Source organism: Legionella donaldsonii, from assembly GCF_900452385.1.
Lineage (GTDB): Bacteria > Pseudomonadota > Gammaproteobacteria > Legionellales > Legionellaceae > Tatlockia > Tatlockia donaldsonii.
Map to the genome: position 1 here is coordinate 2,580,989 of NZ_UGOA01000001.1, position 22,780 is coordinate 2,603,768.

Sequence of the window (22,780 nt, forward strand, 5' to 3'; positions counted from 1 at the left end):
TTTAGCGACGGACTGAAGCTTGTCAATTTCTTTTAGAGCTAACAGGATGAAAAAGATAAAAATAGAAAAACGGTGAGAATCCTTCTCACCCCTTTCTTATCTACCAAATATTTCCGGGCCTTTGTCTTGATTCTCTCTTAACTCATCCATTGTTTGCTTAAAGTTACTCTTATAAGCAGAACTAATAGACGTCGCGAGCTTGTCTGCCTTTTCCAAGGTTTTTTGATGAATGACTCTTTCTGCACAAGCTTCTTTAATGCCTTTAAGCAAATTATCCACATAGGCCTTATGAGGCTTGAAAAGAGTCTCCTGATAGGAGCTACTGCTATAACCATAGAATGTACCTAGTTCGTTGGCTGGCTTGAACGTTGGGCTTATCACATTAATTGCTTTATGATTAAATTGCATAGAAGGTATCTCACTACCGAGGGTCATCAAAGCGGTCCATATATAACCCATTTCTTTTTCTTCAAAGCCCCGCAATATAACTTGGTTACTCGCTGTAGGCGGCTCACTGAAGGCACTTAGTAGTGTCACTGCACAGGCGAAAGCAAAATGTATTCTATCTTCAACCAGCTGAGGATCATCTTCCGGTACTCCATGAGGAGCCTCAGGAAATTTGGTTATGGTCAACTTAAGATCAGATAGATACTCGCTTGCATTGGCAAGACTGGTACGATAACTCGATGCTCTCTCTTCAATATAAGATCCAGAATACCGACCGGTGCGTGCCGCATCGGGATTAATAGTATGTTCTCTAAAATGCCCTGCTTTAAAGGCATCACCAGCCGTATACCGAGCTTGGCGAGCACCCAAGCCTAAGGTCGTCGATCTGGCACTGACTGTTGTGGCACTCGATGTATAGCCTGCTCTAAAATGCGCAGCCCTTTCATCCATGGGATGATCGGTAGCAGCACTCTTGAAAGGAAATACCTCAAGAGCGCCCTCATCTGTTTTTGCCCGTCGAATGGTTTCTAATATGCCGTCCTTCAACACCGGATTGACCGCTCTCGGATCACCGTACAATTGCGTATATACCGGTTTATAGAGCTCCAATTCTGTTTCTACTTTTCTCAAATAGGTAGTTAAGAGAGCCTTACGGTCTTGAAGTTCCTTCTTCTGCGGTCCAGTGAATCCATCCATATTAACCGGAATGCTGTTTATTTGCTCAACTAATTCATTACGAAGTGGAACCAGATAATCCACAATCACTTTACAAGTGGTTGCCAATTCAGTGAAATGAGCTTCCATTGCTATTGCATTTTTCTTGGCGGCGCCCCGGAAAGCGGGACTAAACCAATGCATGGGATTCATAGCCCCCAATTGGCGTAATTCACTACGTACCTTGTCATCAACGGTACCAATCGCACCTACACGCCTATTGATGCCAATTAAGGTAGTTCTATCAGCCGCTAACGTTGCGGCGTATTGGCCAGGATCGGAATAAGCATCCCTCTTGTCATTACGTTCATCACGAAGAGCAACGATCCGCCTGCTTGCCGCCTCACGAACCCGCAGATAGGCATCATCTTGCACTAAAGCCTGGATATTCCGTAGATTAAGCTCATCAACTTGATGCCAGTTATGATTTAATGATGCATTGCTATTAGCGGTGGAAATCGCAGTTAGCAGCTCCTTATCCTTACTGACAGCAATTTCTCTTTGCAAAGCATGAATAGCTTTTTCCTGCGCTATGATCCTTGGATCAGGCTCGTCTGGACGACGATGCCTTGCAGCATCTAAAACAAGCAAACGTGCCCTTGCCAAGTCAGAAAATTGAGTATGAGCATCCTCTTTAATCAGAGCTCGTAAATGATCTGCATTCCCTTTACGAAACATTCTAAAAGTTACTTCTAAAAACTCATTTGTTCTAGCTTCTCCGCTAACAGCTTCCAAAAATCGCGCATCGTCGCATCCATTGATGAAATCGGTTAGGGCAACGATAGCGGCTTGGTTAGCATTTAAACGGTCTCGAGCTGCGGCTGAGATATCTGCATAAGCCCCTATATGACTCAAAGCGTCTACATGAGCAACAGTTAAACCAGATCCTCTTAAATCAAAGTTGCTCCCAACACGAGCAACTCGATCGAGCAAGTCGGTATCATGACTATTATTAACCTCTATTATCAAAGCGTCTTTTGCTTCCTGCGTTAAAGTGGCTAATCGAAGTTCCGCCTCATCTTTGATGGTTTCAAAAGCATCAGCATTTCCATAATTATCTTCATTTCCCAACATGTCTACATGATTATCCAAACCATGTCCCCGCAAAGCATCATTGTTTCCGGCATCAGCAAATGCGCGCAAGAGTACCAAATTATTGCTACCCCGGATCGATTCTATTAAAGCAGCACTTGCTTCTTCGCTCAGGGCATGCAACCGGTCTCTTGCTTCATCTCTAACTCCTACATAAGCATTACCACGTAAAAATTCTACATGCGCATCAAATCCACCACCTACCCGCAAATCACCATTCTCTTCAGCATCAGCAATCTGACGCAAAGCGGCCAACTCTCTACTATCACGGATTGTGGCTTTTAATGCATTACTTGCTTGTTGACTTAGCGCTGTCAGACGTTCATCGGCAGCTGTTTTAATTTGTGCTTGCCACACAATGTCTCTAATAGCACCAACAGAAGCTACTTCCTCACCATGCGCACCATCATTCCAACCGATATCATCCAAATTTAAATCAGCTGGATTATCAACCCCATAAATAGCAGTTAATAAAGCTACATTATCACTCTCTTTAATAAGAGGTTTGAGCACAAGTAGTGCTTTTTGCTCGGCAACTTCGGCTAATTGACGAACTAATTGCTCAATTTCCGCTTGTTTTAGTAGAGCACTCTGTCTTTCTCTGGCTTCAGCTTCGCGTACGAGTAATATTTCTTCTTCTCTTTCTCGTAAGGTTACCTGGAGAGCTTCTACCTTTGACGACAACTGTTCATTGTCCTCTCCAAGCTGGACTGCCCGCCTTTCAAGGGATGAATGCTCTATGCGCAACTCTTCCAACGAGCTTAAAGTCGTGTGTGCTTCCAGTTGAGCTTTTTCTGTCTCTTTACGTTGCGCATCTAACTCTTCTCCAAGAACGCGGCGAGCATCGACTGTCTCTAATTTCGAAGCAGAAAGTTTCTCTTGTAACGATTTATTCAGCGCATTTAACTCTATCGCTTCACCTTCTAAACGCTGAACTGCTTCTAAACTCGTAGTCAATTGCCCCCGCGTATCTTTCAAGGCAGACGCTAAATTGTCTCGCGTACTTTCCGCTAGAACCAACCGCTCTTGCAGCCCCTTTAAGGCTTCTTGATGGTCTGCTCGCTCTTTGGCAAGCGATAGGCTCGCCTTTTCCGAGTGCTCATCACGTTTGGCAATCTCTTGTTCAAGCGCTTCCACTCGCTTAGTGTGTTCCTGCAATACCCGGGATGCCTCGTCTCTTAACTCACTAACAGACTGCTCCGCCTGTTCCACTTTGCGCACCATACTTGCCAACTGCGCTTTCGTCTGAACAACCGTCTCTTTTTCTTGGGTCAGTGATTCTCTCAACTGAACCTGAGTTTCCGTTAACTCCCGAACCTGCGTTTCTAAGCTCAATACCTTCCCTGACAACTCTTTATTGTCCTCTCCAAGCTGGACTGCCCGCCTTTCAAGGGATGAATGCTCTATGCGCAACTCTTCCAACGAGCTTAAAGTCGTGTGTGCTTCCAGTTGAGCTTTTTCTGTCTCTTTACGTTGCGCATCTAACTCTTCTCCAAGAACGCGGCGAGCATCGACTGTCTCTAATTTCGAAGCAGAAAGTTTCTCTTGTAACGATTTATTCAGCGCATTTAACTCTATCGCTTCACCTTCTAAACGCTGAACTGCTTCTAAACTCGTAGTCAATTGCCCCCGCGTATCTTTCAAGGCAGACGCTAAATTGTCTCGCGTACTTTCCGCTAGAACCAACCGCTCTTGCAGCCCCTTTAAGGCTTCTTGATGGTCTGCTCGCTCTTTGGCAAGCGATAGGCTCGCCTTTTCCGAGTGCTCATCACGTTTGGCAATCTCTTGTTCAAGCGCTTCCACTCGCTTAGTGTGTTCCTGCAATACCCGGGATGCCTCGTCTCTTAACTCACTAACAGACTGCTCCGCCTGTTCCACTTTGCGCACCATACTTGCCAACTGCGCTTTCGTCTGAACAACCGTCTCTTTTTCTTGGGTCAGTGATTCTCTCAACTGAACCTGAGTTTCCGTTAACTCCCGAACCTGCGTTTCTAAGCTCAATACCTTCCCTGACAACTCTTTATTGTCCTCTCCAAGCTGGACTGCCCGCCTTTCAAGGGATGAATGCTCTATGCGCAACTCTTCCAACGAGCTTAAAGTCGTGTGTGCTTCCAGTTGAGCTTTTTCTGTCTCTTTACGTTGCGCATCTAACTCTTCTCCAAGAACGCGGCGAGCATCGACTGTCTCTAATTTCGAAGCAGAAAGTTTCTCTTGTAACGATTTATTCAGCGCATTTAACTCTATCGCTTCACCTTCTAAACGCTGAACTGCCTCTAAACTCGTAGTCAATTGCCCCCGCGTATCTTTCAAGGCAGACGCTAAATTGTCTCGCGTACTTTCCGCTAGAACCAACCGCTCTTGCAGCCCCTTTAAGGCTTCTTGATGGTCTGCTCGCTCTTTGGCAAGCGATAGGCTCGCCTTTTCCGAGTGCTCATCACGTTTGGCAATCTCTTGTTCAAGCGCTTCCACTCGCTTAGTGTGTTCCTGCAATACCCGGGATGCCTCGTCTCTTAACTCACTAACAGACTGCTCCGCCTGTTCCACTTTGCGCACCATACTTGCCAACTGCGCTTTCGTCTGAACAACCGTCTCTTTTTCTTGGGTCAGTGATTCTCTCAACTGAACCTGAGTTTCCGTTAACTCCCGAACCTGCGTTTCTAAGCTCAATACCTTCCCTGACAACTCTTTATTGTCCTCTCCAAGCTGGACTGCCCGCCTTTCAAGGGATGAATGCTCTATGCGCAACTCTTCCAACGAGCTTAAAGTCGTGTGTGCTTCCAGTTGAGCTTTTTCTGTCTCTTTACGTTGCGCATCTAACTCTTCTCCAAGAACGCGGCGAGCATCGACTGTCTCTAATTTCGAAGCAGAAAGTTTCTCTTGTAACGATTTATTCAGCGCATTTAACTCTATCGCTTCACCTTCTAAACGCTGAACTGCTTCTAAACTCGTAGTCAATTGCCCCCGCGTATCTTTCAAGGCAGACGCTAAATTGTCTCGCGTACTTTCCGCTAGAACCAACCGCTCTTGCAGCCCCTTTAAGGCTTCTTGATGGTCTGCTCGCTCTTTGGCAAGCGATAGGCTCGCCTTTTCCGAGTGCTCATCACGTTTGGCAATCTCTTGTTCAAGCGCTTCCACTCGCTTAGTGTGTTCCTGCAATACCCGGGATGCCTCGTCTCTTAACTCACTAACAGACTGCTCCGCCTGTTCCACTTTGCGCACCATACTTGCCAACTGCGCTTTCGTCTGAACAACCGTCTCTTTTTCTTGGGTCAGTGATTCTCTCAACTGAACCTGAGTTTCCGTTAACTCCCGAACCTGCGTTTCTAAGCTCAATACCTTCCCTGACAACTCTTTATTGTCCTCTCCAAGCTGGACTGCCCGCCTTTCAAGGGATGAATGCTCTATGCGCAACTCTTCCAACGAGCTTAAAGTCGTGTGTGCTTCCAGTTGAGCTTTTTCTGTCTCTTTACGTTGCGCATCTAACTCTTCTCCAAGAACGCGGCGAGCATCGACTGTCTCTAATTTCGAAGCAGAAAGTTTCTCTTGTAACGATTTATTCAGCGCATTTAACTCTATCGCTTCACCTTCTAAACGCTGAACTGCCTCTAAACTCGTAGTCAATTGCCCCCGCGTATCTTTCAAGGCAGACGCTAAATTGTCTCGCGTACTTTCCGCTAGAACCAACCGCTCTTGCAGCCCCTTTAAGGCTTCTTGATGGTCTGCTCGCTCTTTGGCAAGCGATAGGCTCGCCTTTTCCGAGTGCTCATCACGTTTGGCAATCTCTTGTTCAAGCGCTTCCACTCGCTTAGTGTGTTCCTGCAATACCCGGGATGCCTCGTCTCTTAACTCACTAACAGACTGCTCCGCCTGTTCCACTTTGCGCACCATACCTGCCAACTGCGCTTTCGTCTGAACAACCGTCTCTTTTTCTTGGGTCAGTGATTCTCTCAACTGAACCTGAGTTTCCGTTAACTCCCGAACCTGCGTTTCTAAGCTCAATACCTTCCCTGACAACTCTTTATTGTCCTCTCCAAGCTGGACTGCCCGCCTTTCAAGGGATGAATGCTCTATGCGCAACTCTTCCAACGAGCTTAAAGTCGTGTGTGCTTCCAGTTGAGCTTTTTCTGTCTCTTTACGTTGCGCATCTAACTCTTCTCCAAGAACGCGGCGAGCATCGACTGTCTCTAATTTCGAAGCAGAAAGTTTCTCTTGTAACGATTTATTCAGCGCATTTAACTCTATCGCTTCACCTTCTAAACGCTGAACTGCCTCTAAACTCGTAGTCAATTGCCCCCGCGTATCTTTCAAGGCAGACGCTAAATTGTCTCGCGTACTTTCCGCTAGAACCAACCGCTCTTGCAGCCCCTTTAAGGCTTCTTGATGGTCTGCTCGCTCTTTGGCAAGCGATAGGCTCGCCTTTTCCGAGTGCTCATCACGTTTGGCAATCTCTTGTTCAAGCGCTTCCACTCGCTTAGTGTGTTCCTGCAATACCCGGGATGCCTCGTCTCTTAACTCACTAACAGACTGCTCCGCCTGTTCCACTTTGCGCACCATACTTGCCAACTGCGCTTTCGTCTGAACAACCGTCTCTTTTTCTTGGGTCAGTGATTCTCTCAACTGAACCTGAGTTTCCGTTAACTCCCGAACCTGCGTTTCTAAGCTCAATACCTTCCCTGACAACTCTTTATTGTCCTCTCCAAGCTGGACTGCCCGCCTTTCAAGGGATGAATGCTCTATGCGCAACTCTTCCAACGAGCTTAAAGTCGTGTGTGCTTCCAGTTGAGCTTTTTCTGTCTCTTTACGTTGCGCATCTAACTCTTCTCCAAGAACGCGGCGAGCATCGACTGTCTCTAATTTCGAAGCAGAAAGTTTCTCTTGTAACGATTTATTCAGCGCATTTAACTCTATCGCTTCACCTTCTAAACGCTGAACTGCTTCTAAACTCGTAGTCAATTGCCCCCGCGTATCTTTCAAGGCAGACGCTAAATTGTCTCGCGTACTTTCCGCTAGAACCAACCGCTCTTGCAGCCCCTTTAAGGCTTCTTGATGGTCTGCTCGCTCTTTGGCAAGCGATAGGCTCGCCTTTTCCGAGTGCTCATCACGTTTGGCAATCTCTTGTTCAAGCGCTTCCACTCGCTTAGTGTGTTCCTGCAATACCCGGGATGCCTCGTCTCTTAACTCACTAACAGACTGCTCCGCCTGTTCCACTTTGCGCACCATACTTGCCAACTGCGCTTTCGTCTGAACAACCGTCTCTTTTTCTTGGGTCAGTGATTCTCTCAACTGAACCTGAGTTTCCGTTAACTCCCGAACCTGCGTTTCTAAGCTCAATACCTTCCCTGACAACTCTTTATTGTCCTCTCCAAGCTGGACTGCCCGCCTTTCAAGGGATGAATGCTCTATGCGCAACTCTTCCAACGAGCTTAAAGTCGTGTGTGCTTCCAGTTGAGCTTTTTCTGTCTCTTTACGTTGCGCATCTAACTCTTCTCCAAGAACGCGGCGAGCATCGACTGTCTCTAATTTCGAAGCAGAAAGTTTCTCTTGTAACGATTTATTCAGCGCATTTAACTCTATCGCTTCACCTTCTAAACGCTGAACTGCCTCTAAACTCGTAGTCAATTGCCCCCGCGTATCTTTCAAGGCAGACGCTAAATTGTCTCGCGTACTTTCCGCTAGAACCAACCGCTCTTGCAGCCCCTTTAAGGCTTCTTGATGGTCTGCTCGCTCTTTGGCAAGCGATAGGCTCGCCTTTTCCGAGTGCTCATCACGTTTGGCAATCTCTTGTTCAAGCGCTTCCACTCGCTTAGTGTGTTCCTGCAATACCCGGGATGCCTCGTCTCTTAACTCACTAACAGACTGCTCCGCCTGTTCCACTTTGCGCACCATACTTGCCAACTGCGCTTTCGTCTGAACAACCGTCTCTTTTTCTTGGGTCAGTGATTCTCTCAACTGAACCTGAGTTTCCGTTAACTCCCGAACCTGCGTTTCTAAGCTCAATACCTTCCCTGACAACTCTTTATTGTCCTCTCCAAGCTGGACTGCCCGCCTTTCAAGGGATGAATGCTCTATGCGCAACTCTTCCAACGAGCTTAAAGTCGTGTGTGCTTCCAGTTGAGCTTTTTCTGTCTCTTTACGTTGCGCATCTAACTCTTCTCCAAGAACGCGGCGAGCATCGACTGTCTCTAATTTCGAAGCAGAAAGTTTCTCTTGTAACGATTTATTCAGCGCATTTAACTCTATCGCTTCACCTTCTAAACGCTGAACTGCTTCTAAACTCGTAGTCAATTGCCCCCGCGTATCTTTCAAGGCAGACGCTAAATTGTCTCGCGTACTTTCCGCTAGAATCAACCGCTCTTGCAGCCCCTTTAAGGCTTCTTGATGGTCTGCTCGCTCTTTGGCAAGCGATAGGCTCGCCTTTTCCGAGTGCTCATCACGTTTGGCAATCTCTTGTTCAAGCGCTTCCACTCGCTTAGTGTGTTCCTGCAATACCCGGGATGCCTCGTCTCTTAACTCACTAACAGACTGCTCCGCCTGTTCCACTTTGCGCACCATACTTGCCAACTGCGCTTTCGTCTGAACAACCGTCTCTTTTTCTTGGGTCAGTGATTCTCTCAACTGAACCTGAGTTTCCGTTAACTCCCGAACCTGCGTTTCTAAGCTCAATACCTTCCCTGACAACTCTTTATTGTCCTCTCCAAGCTGGACTGCCCGCCTTTCAAGGGATGAATGCTCTATGCGCAACTCTTCCAACGAGCTTAAAGTCGTGTGTGCTTCCAGTTGAGCTTTTTCTGTCTCTTTACGTTGCGCATCTAACTCTTCTCCAAGAACGCGGCGAGCATCGACTGTCTCTAATTTCGAAGCAGAAAGTTTCTCTTGTAACGATTTATTCAGCGCATTTAACTCTATCGCTTCACCTTCTAAACGCTGAACTGCCTCTAAACTCGTAGTCAATTGCCCCCGCGTATCTTTCAAGGCAGACGCTAAATTGTCTCGCGTACTTTCCGCTAGAACCAACCGCTCTTGCAGCCCCTTTAAGGCTTCTTGATGGTCTGCTCGCTCTTTGGCAAGCGATAGGCTCGCCTTTTCCGAGTGCTCATCACGTTTGGCAATCTCTTGTTCAAGCGCTTCCACTCGCTTAGTGTGTTCCTGCAATACCCGGGATGCCTCGTCTCTTAACTCACTAACAGACTGCTCCGCCTGTTCCACTTTGCGCACCATACCTGCCAACTGCGCTTTCGTCTGAACAACCGTCTCTTTTTCTTGGGTCAGTGATTCTCTCAGCTGAACCTGAGTTTCCGTTAACTCCCGAACCTGCTCCTGCAACTCCCTAACCGCTTCCCGATCACTCGCCAAAGCAGCAATCAACTCATTCAAATTGCCAGATTGTCTGGCCACTTCCTGCATAATTCCTGGAGGTAATTGAATTGCGACTATTGGAGCAACCGGAATTTCTTCACGAGGGCTTACGTCAGCGAGTAAGCCTTTAAAAAAGGTTTTTGCAGGCTCTTTGGCCTCTTTTTCTAATTGGGCGAAAAGACTTCTTCGGAAAGGGATAGACAGTGCGTCACTGTGTAATAGTTTCTCTAGGGTTTCGTGAAGAGCCTCATTTTGAGCTTTTTCAATTAACCAATCTTTATTAACCAACAAAGCGACCAGCCGTGCTTGTTCTAACTCGGGTTTGAGAGGATTCGCTTTAGCACACACTGCATCGAGTAATTCATTGACAACTTTAAATTGCTTTACTTCACTTTTTTCAACGGCTAAATAATTTTTAAGCGGATTAACCGGGTGAGGGTTACTCAGAAGATGAACTAAAGTCTTCTCAGCAGCGGCACCGCAATTCGTTTTAATTTTAGCAAGCAATTCAGTAAGGAATGTAAACTGCTCTTGTTCTAACGCATAATTGAGCAGAGTTTTGCCACTCTCATCGCTTTGTTTAAAAAACGCCGTCCATTCTTCGGCAGATAACTCAAGCTTTTCACCGAGTCGAATTAATTCTTTTACGCCCGCAAAATTACCGTTTTTTGCGGCAATTAAAGACGGGTAAGCCTCTGTACCAACTGGGGACTTTAATAGAAAGGTTTTGGCAAACTCTCTATTTTCTTCCAGATTTGTCCATGCCAGATCTTGCGTCCCTTCATCACGCATGAACAGATGGTAAGGCGAAGTATCATCAGGCGGCAACAGAATGGCCAGGATGGTTTTCGCATCGATTTTCTTCCCAGGCTCAGGATTTAAGACATTGTATTTAGCAATGATCTGGTTAAATAAGGTCTTATTACCAAGAACCGCACAAAGATGAAGAGACTCTTTGATCGCTTTGAAATTAGCATCTGCAGAAAGCCTGGCAGTTACTTTGGCAGCGGCTAAGGCTTCTTTTTGCTGCGCACGCTGCACTGCCGCAGTCTCTACCAATTTAGATTGTTCTACACTAAGGTCATCAATAGTCAATGTATCATCGATTCTTTTAAGTTCCCGTATGGCAAGAACAAGTGCTTGGCCTCCGCTGCTTAGCGCTTTTAACGTATTCAGATCTTTATCATGTTTACCAGCAGCAATTTCCCCAGCCAACTTAGCAATAGCAACAGCCAGTTTGGCGCTTCCAATTACGTTGTTGGTTGCCTCATCAAGTACACGTGCTGCGTTCTCAGAGTTCGCTGTTACTTTCTGCCGTTTACGTTCCGCGGCTACTGCCATGATTGCAGTGGTATACAACTCTTCTGTGAAAGTTGAACGTTGAAGTGAAAGAGTCCCATCTATTTCTTTGAGTCTTTGATGTGCATAGTGGGAGAATTTACCTTTCTCTAAAAACGCCAATTGCCCATCATGTCCACCCTCACTAATTTCGCTGGCAAACTTGGCAATTGCTGTCGCCCACTTCAGATTTTCTTGCGCAGCATCGACCTCTTTTTTCTTTCCTTGTAAGAGCTCCAAACGCTTCGCTGCAACTTTCTGCAGAGATTTATAGGCCTGATCATTCAGATTTAACTGGTCGCAACCCTCTAGTGCTTTGAAAGGTCCGTTATTTGTAGCCTCAACAAGGGTGCGTAATACGCCAGGATCATCAAGGTTACTAACTGTTTCCTCAACTACTTTTTCTGCTTCTTCATTCGGGAATAACGCTAAAATGGTTCCTAATTGAACCTCATTATTATTTCGAACAGCGATATGCAAACCATTAGTTGCCCATTTAATATGGGGTGCAGTAGCCAGGCGCTCCGCTCCAGGACCATATTCCTGCATCATGAATTTGAATATTTCTGTTTCAGAAGCACCCGCTCTTTTTAGCGTGTCAACCAGGCTATTGAAAACATCAGTCATTCCCTGCTCTGCGGCATAATGCAGTAAACCATCTTTGACAACAGCCGCAATAAAGTCCGGATTCGATTGAGTAATTTTACTGAGTAAATGTTTTAGAAGTTCATTTTGACCTTGCGCAATACATTCTTTTAATATGTGGCGACCAGGCGCTTCGTCCTCCAAAAAAATGTGATTAATTTGATCTTCAGGCAGTACTTTATCTAAAACAGCCTTCACTTGTCCGACTTGTTCCGGATTACTTGGATAAGTAAACAAGATATCCAGGTGCTTTATCTTGCCTGTCTCATTTAGTAAGTGGAAGGTTGCTGTGGTTTTTCTAATTACCGATTGCAGGACATCGCCTTTTGCCAGGGCTTGCTGATGTCCCAGATCGTTTAATTGTTCATAATCTTTAATGCATTGTTGAGCGGCTGCCAATTTTTCTTGTAGTTGCTCTTTACTATAACCTTCGCCGCTAGCAACCACGCGGCGTGCATCGGTTAGAATGAGCTCTATATTATCAATAATTCGCTGCTCTGCAGCGGCGCTTGGGAGGCCCTTAACACGAACAACCTCGTTCAGCTCAGCTTGTAACGCTTGTAAACGACGGTACAGATGTAAGGGGGCGCCTTCGCGCTGGTTCGAAGGAATGAACATGACACCATCTGTTTTGGTGTATACGGCACCCGATTCGAAATCCTCTTTACTGACAGGAGTTCCGCAAGCAAAATATTTATTAAAATTAGCCAAATCGGTAATTTTTAATCCTTGCGGATCCTTTCCATCAACATCCAAAACAGTTGGAATCACATAATCACCAACAGCACGTCCTTTAACAAGACTAAAATAGGCCTGGCGATTACAAATCCCGAAGGCCATAGCTGTTAATGACCAATCATCCATATAGGGATCTTCAGGTTTATCCAGTATTGTATTCATTTCCGGATTAGGCTCGGCTGTGGCCGACAGAGGTACCTTATCTCGGAGAGGTTCTCCTAGAACCTTGGGACTGATATAAGGTAAAGTTCCATTACGTGCACCATGTAAAATTTGCAGGGTTGGTTTGACACCAAAAATGACCCCTCCATCTGCCTTTTTTTGAACAAAACGGCCATTAGCATCTGTACAACGTTCAATAAACTCACCGTTGCTGTCTCTGTAAAGCTCTTTTGTTACTGTTTTGCTTAGATTGGGGCCAAATAGTTCGTCAAAAATATCAGCAACTTCTGTTTTGGAACCTTCATAGGTTTTTTTAAAACCACCCGTTGCCCAGTCAATGTATTTAACCTGATAGCTACCATCAGGGTTTCTCTTATAGAGAAAATTTTCTGGTTTAATATCGTTATGGCTAAACTTTAAGGCCTCAAATTTTTGCGCTTCGCTTACGATAGCTTGGGATAAAGAAACGATATCTTTTAGATCACTAAACGACTTTCCTTTCACTTTCTCAGGCCGCCTAGACGGATCGTGATATTCAATAGCCCCTTTCGTATAAAGATTTAATTCAGCATTAGCGACGTCTGCCAGGGTGTCACCCTTCGCACGCTCAGTTAAAATTTGATATTGCCTAGGCGCACTGTCTTTCAAAAATAATTTTAATTTTTCCGGTTTTCCAGCTTTTCGGGGTTTATCCTGTTCTATCCAGTATTGCGTTCCTCCAGATAAAGCTCCTTTCTTCGCCTTCTCTGCTTTAGAGAGGTTTTGCAACACGTCGCTTTCAATACGATACAAAGGATCATCACGTGCAGTAATGGGACGCGTTCTTAATTCATCACGACTCTTAGGATCAAAGGTTGTAGCTTTTGGATCAGCATCAGGCACATAACCTTTTTTTACAACTTGATTTAAACCAAAGAGTAAACTTTCAACTTCTTTAACTGAGCCATATTGCCCAACACCTAAGAGCCGGCTATGGGTAAACAAACGGCCTTTCTGTTTTCCTGGACCTGCATAAGCTTCATCTAAACCTTCAAAAGGTGCAATCACACCGCGAGTACCGCCATAGGAAAAGATAAATTCACCACCCGGTGGTTTCACTAGAGAATAAGGGAGTTTTACTGCACCTAAATTAATCCTCACAGGGGTGCCTGCAACGGGCTCTCCAGCTGCATTCAGAACTACGACATCAACTGTACCAGTAGAGGAGTGCTTGACTTTAAATTGCACGTCAAGCAGATCGACGCCGGCTGGTTTTATGGCTTTTGCAACCTCATGCAGGACTAGAAAATAAGCATTTTGCTCTTCTTCACTAATTGCGGGCTCGCCTTTTTTAGTACGCTCAACCAAGCGAACCATTTCAACAGCCATCCCATGGATTTCTTTCTTCAACCGACGAATATCTTCTTCTGTCTTTAAACCCAACGTAGCGGCTATTGTTTCATCGGTATATTCTGCTAAAAAAATCGCTTCTACTTTTTCAGTAACATTCTCCCCTGACTGAAAAGCTGCCTCGAGGGCCTCTGACTTTGCCTTTCTTTGTTCTGCGGATTTTGTAATGGTGCCTGCTTTCTGTATGATGGGTTTGACAGATTCAGGGGCTTGTTCTGCGGTAAGAGGCGGAAGTTGGGCAAGCGCTTTATAGGCACTGGTAACAAGTGCCTCTAATCCTGGCGTTTCTATCGCTTCTTTATAACGACCAGCTGCTAAATGGACAAATGGCTCCTGTAACCGTAAACCTGCCGCATGCCTTAATAATTCATAAGCTTTTGGCGGCAGATTAAGCGCTTCACAGCCTTCTAACGCATTAAAAGGCTCATTACCTGTTGCTCTGGCTAACGTTGCTAATTTCTGGACATCATGAATTTGGCTCAATATTTCCTCAGCAGTACGCAGGGCTTGTCGCTGCTCTACGCCTAAGGGAGGCACTTGTACTTTATTGCTTTGGCGTTGGGTGGCTGCAGCACCAATTAGGCGATCATAGTCTGCTTTTTGTAGAGACCCGATATCTAAATAAGGATTAATGACTTTTAATTGGGCAATTGCATAGGCCTTTCCTCCGGCATGCGTAAGCAAATTGTTTAATTTCGCATCATGCTTGCCATTACTAATTTGACTGATAAAAATATCGATTGCATTCTTCAGCTGCAAGGTACGGAGCTGTTGACTCGAAATTGTCAAAAGAGGGGGGATAACGTCATAGATGGCTTTTAATTCTGATAACTTACGGAGTAATAATTCACCATTAGTATCTATCTTCACACCATCAATTTTTATTTGACTAATATCACGACTCGTCTCTGGAATGAGGACTTTAACTTTTTCTAATCCCTCTTGATAAGCCTGCCCGATGCCTTCCTCAACATCCAAGCCAAGTGCAGTAAGCTTTTGTTGTACCTCCTCGAGGGATGCACCGGTGAGAGTTTTACTATGAACACGTTTTCGGATGTCGCTATTATTAACAAAACCTTGCAGGATAGATTCTATAGTTCGACCAAACCCCCTGTCCGCCGTTTTGTTACTAGCCCCCTCTTTAATTTGTTTTAGTATTTCAGCTTGCAATTCATCGTCCGTAAAATCGAAGTAATAGACGGTGACTGAGATTTCTCCTTGCGGCGAGACTGCAACTTGAGGTTTTTTTGCTGCTGCCGCAAACACCTCTTTTATTTTATTCTGGATTGTAGAGTCTGCACTGGTACGAATCGTGTCTTTAACTGCCCATAAAGCATCTAAAGCCTCTTCGAATTTTTTAAACGTGTTCGGATCATCATCTGGCCTCCATGGTGCAACAATTTTAGCGCCAACGTGACCCTGCTGAGGTTTCGGTTTGGGAGGTGGTGTGATTTCCAGATACGTAGCTTTCCCTGCTCTAAAACTGTCATTGCCCCTTAAAATTCTCCTTTCGGCCAAACTGACAAACACTTTGTCGGATTGGTTCCTATCTTTCGTGAATAACTCCACATCCCTGATATTTCTTGCCCAAAATAAATCACGAGTAAGGTTTGCTTGGGTTTTTCTTGCATATTCGCGGCGATCTTCCTGGCCAAATCTTAATCGATCGAAGAGTGCCTTTCGTTCTTTAACCATGCCGATTTTAGCTGAATTATCCCAATCACCTTTTTGTGTTATTTTGAATTTGCCTTCTACATCGGCTAGTAAATCTGCAACAGAATGCCCATTGCTATCTTTATATTGGCTTAAATTATCGATGATCGCCGAGGCTTCTACACCAGGTAATTTGGTGCGCAATTTTGAAAGAAATTCTTTGTATTCATCATATTGCGCAACCTCAGCAGCGGCTCCTACTTTTGCACAATCACGGCGTACAATTTCGTAGAACCCCATCTGTGCAAGTCTTTGGCATTGATTCCGTAGTTGCACATCATCAGGTTTACTTTCATACATTAAAGTCGCTTGCTTGATCATGTCCGTGATATTATCGAGCGACAACGTCTGCAATTGTTCTTCTTGTTCTGCTTGCCCAAGTTTGGCCAGCATTTCAACATAGAGATTGGTTTGGAGTTTTTTAACAGGGGCAGGAGCGTCAGCGAGGGTATCGGCCAAGTGTCTGATATTACGGAAATTTTGAGCAAATTCGCTAATAAAGAGCGCGGTATCACCAAGGGCTATCGGTTCTTCCAAATTCACCTTGACCAAGTCTCTAAGAGCCAGCATGCGGGCTTTAATATCCCCATTAATTTCTTGCTGCTTTTTCTTGTAGAGTGCTAATTGCTCATCAGCGGCCTCATTCCCTTCAATTTTTTCAGGCAACTGTGCCAATTGTGCGTCAATCGCTTCCGATTCTTTTTTCAATTCTTGGTAAGCATAGGCTATTAAAGCATTTTTAACGACACCCACTGATTTTTCAGAAAAATTAATGGCATTAATACCATTGATAAATTTCTTGCAATAAGCCATGTTAGAACCTCGCGAGCGGCAGCTTTTTATATATTTCTATAGATATATGTAATTTTAACTTCTAATTATTAAGGTAAAATTAATCCACTATCTGATTATAGACTCATTAGACTGCATTAATTGGGATTCGATAGCTCAAAAATGAGCCATGCTAGTCTAAGAGAGCTAAAAAGGCTATAGGTGAAAGGAGGGATTTAACCTTTTGTTAAATTCTTAATAACTTCGTAACAGAGAGTAGTTGTTTTTTGTCAAATACTTATCCATAAAAGATAAATTTTGGTTTCACGATGGGTAGAGTCTAAAGTCACCAACTGATCATTTTAAATTTAGAATCACCACATTGGCATTATTTTTACAAAACTTTAAAAAAGTTTGGACTTATTAAGCCTTCAATGGCTATTGAGCCATCTCTTAATCTCGTAGGCGGTATCAGAGAGTACTTCCAACAATTGCGTGTAAAGTTCTTCTAGTAATTGGACATGGCCCGCTTTTCGATAACGCTCCAAATACTGGCAGGCGTACAGCATTTTGGTGGTACCACAATATAAAGCGCCACTTTTCATCTTATGAGCCAATTCTTCAATAAGAGCCCAGTCTTTAACAGCATAGGCCTGTTCAATCGCCTTTTTATCGTCAGGGATTGCTTCATCAACCATAACTTTGAGCAATTCTTTAAAAACCTTGGCATCACCCAGGATTTTGATTCCATTATTGCTATCAAGTAAAGGAAAGTTATTTAATGCAAATAATTGCTCTTCGGTGTCAGGCAAATCGCGCCCTAGCTGACCAGTAACCGACTTTTTAACTCCTGCCATCCCGTTGGCAGCAGAAGGAATATAGTGCTTTATAATTTCTTGCATCTTCTGTAAATGCAGGGGCTTTTTGATTAGTTCTGCTATCCCTGCGTTTAGATAATCGCTTTCGGTTTCCTCAAGAATGTCCACTGTTAAACCAATAATTGGGATGGGTGTGTGGTACAACACTTTTTCTCGTTCACGGATTGCCAGAATCATTTGCTCTACAGACATTCCCGGTAAATTAACCTCCGTGAGTATTAAATCAAAACGGGTTGTTTGCATCAGTTCTAAGGCTTGTTCACCGTTTATGGCAAAAGAAAATTGGCAACCAGCCTGCTGAATAATGATTTCAGTCAGGCGAGCAGCAATAAGATTATCTTCTATTAATAATACATGGGACAAACTATTGGCTCCCTTCTCAAGCCCATCGACCGTTTATCCCTATTAAGCCTTCGTTTCCGCTCGAAGAAGCCTAATAAGGGCCTTTTGGATTATTGAACGTCATAACCTGTGGTTAATAGGATACCATTTATCGTTATAAGTTATGAGTCTATTCGAGCTGCACAGTCCAACGAGCATTCAAAGCAACATCCATACCGATACCTGATTGTTTGATAGTCTTGCCACCACTATCACCACCATAAAGCTATTATAGGGGCCACATCTAAAGAGGATTGTTCATATAACGTTCTGTTTTGCTCTTTTCTTAAATCTTAAAAGCCATTAAAACCACCCTTTAGGTGAGGCATTATTTTTCGGCTCTTATCAAATAAATTGATAAATTAAACCAATACTCCCCCTGATATTTTTCCTGGCACTCCCGATCATAAGCACTTACCATCGCCTCATTGATCATGGGTATTTTATTACTGGGGATTTGGCCATGAAAAAAGGCTATTCCATTGACAAATTTGCGGAAAACATCAAGAGAAGGCAAGGGTAAGGCATGCTTCGGTCGTTCTATGCTTATGCGTTTAAAAGGTAGAGCCTGTATTCTTTCTTGTAAATGATCTAAATTCTTGTAATCGACAGGCGGCTTAAAACTAGCTAAACAAGGAAACTCACCGGACGCTTTTACAGCCCTATAACTTGTAATAAAAGGGTCGTCACCTGAAGGAAAAAGAGTCAAAATTTTTCCGCCTGGTTTTAAAGCGCGATAAATAGCCTGAAACGCCTTTTCAATACTAAAAGCACACCATTGTAAACACCAAAACGATACGATGAAATCAAATTGATTCTCGAAGGTCATGGTTAATACATCCTCTTGCTCTAGACTTACATTAGGATAATTGGCCATTTCCTCTCTGGCTAATTTCAGCATATTCTCAGACGCATCAATACCAAGCAGTGCGCCCTGCGGGATTTTTGCCACGATTTTTCGAGTATAAGCACCATTCCCACAGCCGATATCCAAGACCTGATCGGTTGGCTGTATGGTCAAATATTTTAAATAATTATCAGCAATATTCGCTTGAATAAACGAACCTATTGCATAATCATTGGCAGGCCACTCTTGCGCTGACATGTTCATTTCCTTGTTTTATACAACATTCGGCTTGGTTGATGTGTTCGGAAAAATAATTCCTTACTTCAGATCCTCGCGACGGTATTTCCCTGCCATAAATGAGCGCGCAATGGTTTCTGTCAGACAAGTTAAATTCGAATTCATGCTGACAACGAGCGCCTCTGGTGTCACTTGAGTAAGCTTCAGGTGATAATAAACGTCATGTTTTTCAATTAAATCACGATCATGATAAATGATGTATTCAGCGCGTAATATACTGCTACCATTACTCGCTATAGCAAAATCGGCAATATTGATTTGTAAGTGGTAGTTAGGTTTGAATTTACTGTCCCAGGGAAAGCTCTCAACCACCGCTCCTGGCAATAGGGTGGAAAGATTGGTTTCTACTACACGCATGATGTTTTTATTTAAAGCTTCAGCCCATTGATGAAACTCTTTTAACGCAATCTGATGGGGTGTGTAGTGAATCATTAATTGCGGTTTTTCAATATAAGCGGGGCAATTCACTTCATCGATCCCTATTTTTAAATAGCTATAAGTATTCATTTGCTGTTTTTTCGGTGGAATAGGATTTAACACATAAAATTGCGACTCTTTACTGCGTCCGCAAGCAACAAGGACTAATCCTATTAAAAAAACAAAACTCCATTTGCCTACTCTCACTGTTTACCTCGCAATAATGATTCAGGATGCCGCGACAGATAATCGGTCAAATTTTGAGCTGAATAAGCAGCCCCCGAGATCTGTTTTAACGTTTGGGTAAAATAGGTGAATACTGGCGGAGTATCTTCATTAAGATTATTGGTTAATCTTTCAAAACTCTCTGCCATATTTTTAACCGCATTGATTGTTTGACGCATGTCTTCTGAACGAACAAATTTGCTAATGTCTTCCATCGTCTTTTTAGCGGTTTTTAATGCGTCATCTAAAGTCGTGTATTTATCAATTGTATTGATTGTTGGAAAAACAGGATAATTACGATAACGTGTTCGCTTGTATTTATGCACAGGCAATGATTGAACAAGCTCAATATTTGCAACACCTGTTAAAAAATTGGGTTTGGATATATCGGCAACATACCCCTGCTTGATGAGTGTTCGCATAGGATTACGTCGTAGTCCAAACGTTTTCTCAACAAAAAATTGTACATAAACGGGGATTTCCACTTCGTTCTTGGCTTTATTTTCCGTAATTTCTATTGCTGTAACTTGACCTATTTTCACCCCGCGGTAAGTCACTATTGACGAGGCTTCCAACCCTGTCAGTGATCCTTTGAAAAACATCACATAGGTTTCCACCTGGGCACGTAAGTATTCATTGTAAAAAAAGATTGCGCCAAAAATCATTAAACTGAGTGCGCCAACAATAAAAATACCCACTAATGTATAGAGTCGCTCCTGACGCATTACACTCCTTAAAAATTAGAAATATTCAAATATAAGCTAAAGGCTGTCAGCCATAATAAGCCCCGGGTTATGATTCGAGACACCGCTTGTCTTACTGAGATATTTCTTACCGCTACATCATAATAGTAATAGCCTACGATGAGACTCACAATGGTACAATACACTGAGGTTTTTAAAATCGAGATAAATATTTCCACGAAGGTTATAGAACCTGCCAAATGCAGCAAATATTCATGAGTACTAATCCCTAACACAAAGTGGAAGGTTAGGTACACGCTAAAAATAAAAGCAGCCACTGTGTAAGTGTAGAGAAGTAACGCTGTAATATTGATCCCAATGATGATAGGCAAAATATAATCCAGTAATACTTCCTGTGGGACACGATGCAGTTTTGTAACTCGAGCTGTAATCAAATTCAAAGAAGATTGCACACAAAGTACATAGCCAATTAATAAGGGAACAAAATCACGTGTTAACAAATTTTGCACAATTAACAGTGCTTTATGTTGCAGATGATACTTGTTTAAAATATGGTGAAGATTGGTGGCTATCGACATTCCCATTAAGGCACTAATGAACAATAAAGGAATCGCCAGCTTGGCACCCGAGCGGTAGATAGTTTTTATTATGCGCTCCCAGGAAATGACGGAGCGTCCCCAGAGAAAATCTTGCATGCAGTGCCATAAATGGCCAATGAAGTGAAAAAAAAGTGTAACTGATGCAATAAACTTTATTACATTAAAACCTGTGCGCCTAAAAACATACATGTTCCAATCCTTGTGAAAAGAGTTCAATCAACCAGGCTCCCCCTCAATGATTAACCGGTAGATGCGTTACCATCCCAAGTTTTTATAAGGCACTGAAACCCTTTGGATAGCACTCATGCATTTATCCGACGCTTTTCGTTGGTTACTTATCTTTAAAAACCTTAATAGGAAATGGCTTTAACTCGTTCTGTCCTTTTAAAAAATCAGTCACTTGATTCACCTGTGTAATCGTGGCTGACGAATACAGACCTTCCGTACAAGCTGATTTACTATAATTATTGGCGACAATCACATAAGGTCCTTGATTACTGACAACAGCACAAGTACAGGATGCCTTGGATGCATCATTCTTATCGATAGAACATGGCATATCCAAACACCAGGCCCAAGGGCGGTTATTCTCACAGCTTATATAACCTTTAATGGGATAATAACGCGAGTAAATAATTTCATATCCTCCGTTACAAGGTTTTTCACCTGCAGAATACCCTTCTTTCACATCACATTTGCAAGATACAAAATCATTTCTTCCTGGAATCGGTTCACACAAGGCAGTTGTACACAATGCATATTTATTTTTGCAAAGATTAAAACTGGGTGCGGATGTGGAGGCTGTCAGATTAAGATGTACTATCATCAGAACAGCAAACACCATTTTCTTCATAATAAAATCCTTCCTGATTAGATCCCGACGCACACTCTTTTAATAGTTTGCAGCAATTAATTGCTCTTTTTATCATAAAGAATGTACCTAATTCTGCAATAACAATAGCAAGTTACTCTTCTTTTACTAATTCCATCTCCGGGGCTGAAAAATAATATTCCAGCCGGTATTTGCGATAAAACTGTTCAGCCAATTTTGCATGCACGTAAGTACTAAGATGTACATCATCCCCAAACATATACTCTTTTTCTGAGGAAAAATCGCTTTTTTCTATAATAAAATCGGTCGATTGTATATAGGGCTGTCTTAGTTTAGCGATATCAAAACCATATTTCTCAGGGTTTTCATACATTTCAGTTACTATGGAGTTCACATCAAAGACATCAACAGAGCAGTGAGGATGGGTCGCAGCAAACTCTTGGCAAGCGGTGGTCAAACGCTCGTTAAAATAGAGCGAGCAGTCACGAGTATACTCACATTCTTCTTTCTTGGCTTGGTAACGAGGGGTTAATGAAAGATCAGGTAGATTAAATAAAACAAAATGAGAATACTCATTTCTTACCAATTGAGCCAGATTCTCCATGCGGGCTTTTATAGCAAGATCGACATAATCACGAGAAGGACTGGTATTAACAGTCATTAAATCATTCGCACCAGACCATTCAATGACTAATGTTTCTGCCTTGTGTTTTTTTGATAGCTCTAGCGCTTCATCATAGGCTAATAATTTTTTACGCACGCCATTTAAAGTCGGCAAAATCAAACGGTTAAAGAAACAACTAAGGTTTACACTGGGTACCCAGCTATAATCATGTGCCGTTAAGCCAGCCTCATCGTAGTTTCTAATAAAATTTTTACCTTTATGATTAATGACCCGATCATTATTAAGGAAATAGCCCGTCTGCACTAAAATTTCGACCCGTCGCTCATGACTATTAATATTATCCACAATGGCTGCAGCAGCACCTAGTTCCTCAATGATGAATTCTTCGGCAATCATTGCGCTTAGATGATCAGTCCAGATTAAACCCGTAGTAAATTTACTTAAAGAAGAACGGCCTCGCAGACCACTCAGAGTACTCATCGGAGTAAACCCAAGTAAATTTCGCCTATCCAGCGCTCCTTGAGCAGAGAAACTATCACCCATCATGATAAAACTTGAAATCTTCCAGAGTTTCATGATCAATCCCTTATCTATTTAATGGCCACATCCT

8 protein-coding genes are annotated in these 22,780 nt (G+C 43.4%); all 8 read right to left on the reverse strand.

Features of this window, described 5'->3' with window-relative positions; translation table 11 throughout:
• Positions 1-96: 96 nt before the first annotated feature.
• Positions 97-16,407: a hypothetical protein gene (locus tag DYC89_RS11750; protein WP_115221952.1), complete on the reverse strand. Its 16,311-nt coding sequence runs from the start codon at positions 16,405-16,407 to the stop codon at positions 97-99.
• Between the two features lie 389 nt (positions 16,408-16,796).
• Positions 16,797-17,606, reverse strand: coding sequence for a response regulator (locus tag DYC89_RS11755; RefSeq protein WP_115221953.1), 810 nt, complete (start codon positions 17,604-17,606; stop codon positions 16,797-16,799).
• A 346-nt stretch (positions 17,607-17,952) separates the two neighbouring features.
• Positions 17,953-18,729, reverse strand: coding sequence for a class I SAM-dependent methyltransferase (locus tag DYC89_RS11760; protein WP_115221954.1), 777 nt, complete (start codon positions 18,727-18,729; stop codon positions 17,953-17,955).
• A gap of 60 nt (positions 18,730-18,789) precedes the next feature.
• Positions 18,790-19,392 (reverse strand): PqiC family protein, encoded by a 603-nt coding sequence (locus DYC89_RS11765; RefSeq protein WP_115221955.1) that lies wholly within the window; start codon positions 19,390-19,392, stop codon positions 18,790-18,792.
• The gene (locus DYC89_RS11770; protein ID WP_228364112.1) at positions 19,389-20,135 is read right to left on the reverse strand and encodes an MlaD family protein; all 747 of its coding nucleotides are present in this window, start codon (positions 20,133-20,135) and stop codon (positions 19,389-19,391) included. Before DYC89_RS11770 ends, DYC89_RS11765 begins: the two co-directional genes overlap by 4 nt.
• Before the next feature lie 8 nt (positions 20,136-20,143).
• The gene (locus DYC89_RS11775; protein WP_245953989.1) at positions 20,144-20,902 is read right to left on the reverse strand and encodes an ABC transporter permease; all 759 of its coding nucleotides are present in this window, start codon (positions 20,900-20,902) and stop codon (positions 20,144-20,146) included.
• 142 nt (positions 20,903-21,044) lie between these two features.
• Positions 21,045-21,566 carry a hypothetical protein gene (locus tag DYC89_RS11780; protein WP_115221956.1) on the reverse strand — a complete coding sequence of 174 codons (522 nt, stop codon included), beginning with the start codon at positions 21,564-21,566 and terminating at the stop codon, positions 21,045-21,047.
• A 112-nt stretch (positions 21,567-21,678) separates the two neighbouring features.
• Positions 21,679-22,746, reverse strand: a complete 1,068-nt coding sequence (locus DYC89_RS11785) for an SGNH/GDSL hydrolase family protein (RefSeq protein ID WP_115221957.1) — start codon at positions 22,744-22,746, stop codon at positions 21,679-21,681.
• Positions 22,747-22,780: the final 34 nt, after the last annotated feature.